Origin of the sequence: Microvirga tunisiensis, from assembly GCF_009296175.1 — a bacterium.
GTDB lineage: Bacteria > Pseudomonadota > Alphaproteobacteria > Rhizobiales > Beijerinckiaceae > Microvirga > Microvirga tunisiensis.
The window spans coordinates 1-5,556 of record NZ_VOSK01000364.1 but is presented as its reverse complement, the minus strand read 5'-3'; the positions used below and the strand labels follow the sequence as shown (position 1 = coordinate 5,556).

Here is a 5,556-nt window from a genome sequence, read left to right as displayed (position 1 = left end):
TTTGAAAGCCGGAGAGTGGTTCCGGCGGGGTCTCTTGCTCATCGTCTCTCCTGTTCAGCAGCCATTCTGGCTGCTCTCAGGCAGAAACTCCACTTATCCCGCTGTCCAAATTTCCCGAGCCAGCTCTCTGATGCAGCGATGGGTACCCCACAGATCGTCATGCTCTCCGTAGTGTCTCGATGGTCTGAGGAGTAGCCGCATTGCTCAACACGGGCGTACCGATGGGCCAAATTTGAAAAGGGGATGCGAAGGGTGAGAATACTTTATCACTGTATAAGCGCACGTTCGTTCAGGCCGCTTTGGACTTTGGAGGAGCTGGAGCTCACTTACCAAATTGTTATACTCCCTTTCCCGCCGCGAGCCTGCTCGCCTGAGTATATGGACATCAATCCACTCGGTACCGTTCCGGCCTATATCGATGGCACAACCAGAATGACGGAATCGGCGGCGATCTGTGAATTCATTGCCATGCGTCACAGCCTGGGCGATCTCGCGGTGGCGCCGGATGAAAGTGACTATGGAGAGTATCTAAATTGGGTTCATTTTGGCGAGGCCACGCTGACATTTCCACAGACGCTTGTTCTTCGGTACGGCCGCTTCGAGCCCATAGACCGGCAGCTGCCACAGGTCGTGCAGGACTATTCCCGCTGGTTCTTATCCCGCCTTCGCAGCGTCGAGAGGAAAGTATCGTCACACCGCTACCTCTGCGCGAACCGTTTCACCGTAGCCGATATATCTGTGGGCTATGCCCTGATGCTGGCAGGATACTTAGGCTTGAGCGACCGCTTCCCGGACGCAGTTCGAGCGTATTGGGCCGAACTTCAGGAACGGGACGGCTTCAAGAAAGCTCGTGCAGCCCAGGAGAAGGCTGCTGTTGAACAGGGAGTATCAACCACACCCGCACCTCTGACCTCCTGAGTTTACTCAGCTGCATCTACTCGGTTCCAGATCGTAGACCGGTTGGCAAGCCTATGAATGGTAAAGACCTTCACGCCGGTAAGTCACATGTCTGGGCGTAGGAGCTGGCAACGAGGAGAGCGTGAGGATCTCCGGGGCACCCAGGCATGAATCAACGTCAGGAACCGCTACCTCAATACGTTTATCAGTCCGTCAATGGCGAGACCCTTCAGCGCGTCATGACTATCCCACAAATCCAGGATCGAGGCTGGGTTGTGTTTGACCCGCGCGGTGACCTGCCCCTACCAAGTGGTCCCGTTGGGATGGTGATCGAGTTCAGAGTCGCCAAGGAACTGGACGTCTCTTGGGAAGGTCTTCTACTTTCTGCTCAGCAGACATTCGGCCTACTTCGCAGATGTGCCAAGAGGCGACCTTCCGGGATATCGGTTCGTGTTCAATTTCGCAGGAGGCCGGAAGCGTGTTCGAGCGGAAGCCGCTACTCGAACCGGGCAAAGCCTGTCGCAACCCGGATCGGCTGAAGGGTGAGGGTCATGCGGCGGCCTGATTGCTCTCCAGATGCAGGTAGGTCGGATCGAACTCGCCCACCTCTTTCAACTTGTCCCAGTCGGGAATCCTCAGCCGTGTTCCCTTGGTTTCGATTAGGCCCTCGGCCCGCATCTGCTGAAGCACCCGGTTGACGTGAACCGGGCTAAAGCCGAGCGCATCCGCGAACTCCGTCTGGGTGATCGGCAGGTCACAGACATGATCCTCGACCAGGTCGACCGCCCTCAGGCGCACCACCAACTCGCACAGGAGATGGGCCAGCCGGCTAACGCCTTCGCGCTGTCCCACATTCATCACCCATTCGCGGAAGATGGCTGCGTCGATCAGGGCCTCGCGCCAGAAGGCGGCGCCGATGCGCGGATAGCGGGCGCAGATGTCGCGCAGGACCTCGTGCTGGATGAACCCGACCCGGCACGTGCTGATGGTGCTGACGCTGGTGTCCAGCACCTTCAGGTGCAGGCTCTGGAGGTCAGGAATGTCACCGGCGATGGCGAAGGAGACAATCTGGCGCTTGCCATGAGCCGTCATCTTGTAGACGCAGGCAAAGCCGCTCAGGATCAGACACGACCGGGAGGGACGGTCGCCCTCGCGCACGATGTCCTGATGGTCCTTGAGCACCGCAACCTGCATCGGCAGGTCTTCGAGGGCCTGGCGCTCCTCATCGGTCAGGGGGAACACGCTCTCGAGCTTGCGGATCAGCGGATTGTAATCGGGATGGAAAGAAGCGTGCATGACGGCGCCCCTTCTGTTGTAGGCGGGAGCGCGTCGTATCTCTCAGGTATCAGCGCCTAAGACCTGTGGCTGATAATAGAACTATTATAGCAGACGAAGAAGTGTCTGTCGTAGATCTATGTTAGGTTCAGAGATTAACATCGCCGCTCAAAGCTGATGCGTCTGTGATGGTGTGATTTCGTACAAACCACTTCATGAAGTTTCCAAGTACAATCTATGTGAAGGTCCGTTTGGCTCAGACCATCTATACTAAAGGTTGTTTCTCAGGGTGTCCGGCCATTTGGCACTGATCTTTCGCCCCAACTTGGAAGGCGAAGGCTATGCTCCCCCCTCCCCCACATTTCATTTATGCCTATGCGCGTGCTCATCGACGGCCATGACAGCGAAGGCAGGCTCATCCTCGCAGACGGCCAACTCGCCGCCGTGATCGTCCGCCTTGATGGCGAGACCCATGCCCCTGAGCACAAGGGGCTTTGGAACCTTGAGGCGGGGTTCGGTAAATGCGCTGTTCGCACTGTTCCCCCGTTCAAGACGCCTGAGGAGGCGGGCGCCTGGGTTGAACAAACCTTAATGCCCAAGGGCCGCGCGTAATTTCGCATAAGCCCCGTATGGCCCGTATGGAATGCGCTTGCTGCTCCTTTGCCTAAGACAGCAGGGTTCCGGAAGGCGCTTCCTTGAAGCAGCGGCAAAGGTGCTTCTCGCACACGAGTTCGTTTTCAATCAGGACTTGAGACGCCTTGTGCTCGGCGCATCGGGTCTCGACCATCTCCCAGACCAACGATTCGGCCGAGGACCGTTGTGCGAAGCCGCCAACAAACTCAGCATTGCAATAAATCAGCCAGCCGAGATGGCTGCCGACGAGCTTGTAAGTGGCGTGAGATTGCAGCAAAGAGGATCTCAAATGTTCGGAGAACGGCAGGCGGAAAACTACCTCGCCGGTATCATTCTCAACCTCAATGGCATAGTCCCGTGGATCGTGGCCTCGGGCTGCGAACACATGCCTGAGGTCTTGGGCAGCCCGCGCCACTGCTCTCCAGGCCGTCTCCACATCCGGGTAATCGAGGCCGAGATCGTCGTAACTCATACCTCCATCTTTGCCGCGGATGTGAAGGTAGAAGCGAGACATGGCGTCCCCAGAGCTAGTCAGTCGACTGCTGAAATAAAGTCCTTGTGGCGGAAGAGTTCTGTGGAATCAAGCCGAAGTGCGAGGGCTGAGCGTTAGGGGTATCCTCTCACCCAGGGCTTGCCGGGGCTGCGCTGGTCAGGGTTGCTCAGCCCGGGCAAGCCTGGATCCAGAGAACTCATGAGAACTTCTGCCGGCGTGCGATAGCCTAGGCACTTGCGTGGTGTCTCGTTGAGCCGTTCACAGATGTCGAGCAGCGTCTCCTCGGACAGAGCGGCAATGTCCGCATCCCGTGACAGGAAACGCCGAACCCGGCCATTGGTGTTCTCGACCGTGCCCTTCTGCCAGGGCGCCTGCGGCTTGCAGAAGTAGCTGTCGATGCCGAGCTTGTGCTTGAGCAACCGGTAGGAGGAGAACTCCGTACCCCGATCGAAGGTGATCGACTGCCGGGCTGGAGCGGGCAGAGCCTGCAACTTCTCCATCATGCCACTCATGACGCCCGCTGAGTTACGGTCCCGATTGCGGGTGAGGATCGTGTAGCGGCTCTGACGCTCCACCAACGAGGTCAGGTTGTGCTGGCCCAATTCCCTGCGGAACATCATCAGGTCGCCCTCCCAGTGGCCGAAGCTGGTGCGAGTTGCGATCTCCGGTGGACGCTGCTCGATGGTGTTGCTCGCCGGGATGAAGAGACCACGCGGCTTGCGCTGGTAGCGGGTTCGCCGTCGGCGCCGTGCCATGGGCAGCTCCTTGTACAGCCCGAGATGCTGCCCCTGGGGACCATAGACAAACCGGTAGATCGTTTCATGCGAGATGCGCACGAGTGCGCCTGAGACCCGCAAACGACCGGCGATCTGCTCCGGCGACCAAGCCGCCTTGAGACAGTCGATCACATGGACGGCCAGAGCGGGATGGCGGGAGAGCTTGCCAAGGCGCTGTCGCCGGGCGCGAGCCTGCATGTCGGCCGCTACATGGAAGTAGCCTCGATAGAGCGGTTCCTCATCATGCATCCAGTTGCGGGAGATCTCGCGGTAGATCGTTGAGGGATGGCGGCCCAGGCGCTGGGCGATCACAGGCACGGGGAACTGGGCCGAGCGCAGGCGGTAAATCTCGCGGCGCTCTGCCAAGGTCAGATGAGTATAGGGCAGGGTCATGCAGCCTCCGTGCGAATGTGGTCCTTGTACTTGTAACAGCATTCGCACTTCAGATTAGAATCCACCAACCGGAAGCGTAATTCGCGTAAGGCTCTGTATGGAACTGGATAGTGTGTCTTTTTGAAGTGTTCGGAAGAAGTTCTGACAGCGCCCTTTTCCATTCCAGTATAGGTCTAGTCTAAGCCGCTCTTTCCAGAGGCCTCGTGAGAAAAACTATTCTTCTGAGTATTGACGCTAGATATGAGCTAAGATCGCATCTTTGGAGCTTTGAAGTCTCATGAGCCTGCGCCTCCTTCAGATCCCATACGACTCCGGGCACCGAGGGCGCCGTATGGGTGCCGGGCCTCTCCATCTCGTTGAGCAGGGCGTCCTCGACCACCTCCGAACGTACGATCCTGATACGCGGCTTATCCCATCGAGACCCAGTCTCCATTTCCAACAGAGATCGGAACAGCTTTTGAATTGCACCGTGAAACGGCAGCGGTGGTTTCAGGGGCAATCGGTGATGGCGCCCTTCCTCTCGTCCTTTCGGGTAACTGCAACAGCTCGCTCGGTACCGTTTCCGGCATACAACAAGCTTATCCCGGCGAAGCTGTCGGGGTGCTTTGGTTTGACGGCCATGGGGACTGCAATACACCTGAGACTTTCACAGGTGACTTCCTCGATGCCATGGGATTAAGCACGCTGACCGGTCGCTGCTGGCAGGCGCTTTGTGCGACTGTCCCGGGCTATCGGGCAATTCCTGACGAGCACGTCATCTTAGTTGGTGGGCATGGCATGGATGACGGAGCTCGGACTATCCTGAACAGCTCCCAGATAACGGCGATAGATTCCCAACAAATCCGAGAATTTGGTGCCAGGGATGCGTTACAAGCGGCCTTTAGCCGTTCTTATGCATGGGAAGGTTGATGAAGGCTGGCGAGTGTAGCTTAAGCACTTGAAGCAGCGTAGGATTTGGTTGTTGAGACTAATCCCTGCCACCAATTGCCCTGTGCCACACTCGCCATGCCGGACGATACACCTGCCACCTTCCCGTTTCCAGCCGTTGGCCGCAAGAAGATCACCGCTGCTTTCGACGGTGGGCGCCTG

Annotated in this window: 6 protein-coding genes; 3 read left to right on the top strand and 3 right to left on the bottom strand. The window is 57.9% G+C overall.

All coding sequences use genetic code 11. From position 1 onward, the window contains the following. Positions 1 to 252: 252 nt before the first annotated feature. Positions 253 to 918: a glutathione S-transferase family protein gene (locus FS320_RS36685; RefSeq protein ID WP_338105679.1), complete on the top strand. Its 666-nt coding sequence runs from the start codon at positions 253 to 255 to the stop codon at positions 916 to 918. Between the two features lie 528 nt (positions 919 to 1,446). On the opposite strand, the gene FS320_RS36680 is transcribed toward FS320_RS36685, so the two are convergent. Continuing rightward, on the bottom strand, positions 1,447 to 2,193 hold the full coding sequence (locus tag FS320_RS36680; RefSeq protein ID WP_152717254.1) for a Crp/Fnr family transcriptional regulator: 747 nt from the start codon (positions 2,191 to 2,193) through the stop codon (positions 1,447 to 1,449). 354 nt (positions 2,194 to 2,547) lie between these two features. On the opposite strand from FS320_RS36680, the gene FS320_RS36675 reads away from it, so the two are divergent. Then, positions 2,548 to 2,784 (top strand): hypothetical protein, encoded by a 237-nt coding sequence (locus FS320_RS36675; protein ID WP_152717253.1) that lies wholly within the window; start codon positions 2,548 to 2,550, stop codon positions 2,782 to 2,784. A gap of 52 nt (positions 2,785 to 2,836) precedes the next feature. Here the strand turns inward: FS320_RS36675 and FS320_RS36670 are convergent, their stop codons facing one another. Continuing rightward, a complete protein-coding gene (locus FS320_RS36670) occupies positions 2,837 to 3,319 on the bottom strand; it encodes a DUF6894 family protein (RefSeq protein ID WP_420846839.1) in 483 nt (160 codons plus the stop codon). A gap of 92 nt (positions 3,320 to 3,411) precedes the next feature. Then, entirely contained in the window at positions 3,412 to 4,467 is a 1,056-nt protein-coding gene (locus tag FS320_RS36665; protein WP_152717251.1) for an IS30 family transposase, read from the bottom strand. A 414-nt stretch (positions 4,468 to 4,881) separates the two neighbouring features. Between FS320_RS36665 and FS320_RS36660 the strand changes: the two genes are divergently transcribed. After that, complete coding sequence (locus FS320_RS36660; RefSeq protein ID WP_338105711.1) at positions 4,882 to 5,376, top strand: arginase family protein; 495 nt, start codon at positions 4,882 to 4,884, stop codon at positions 5,374 to 5,376. The last annotated feature ends 180 nt before the right edge of the window (positions 5,377 to 5,556 follow it).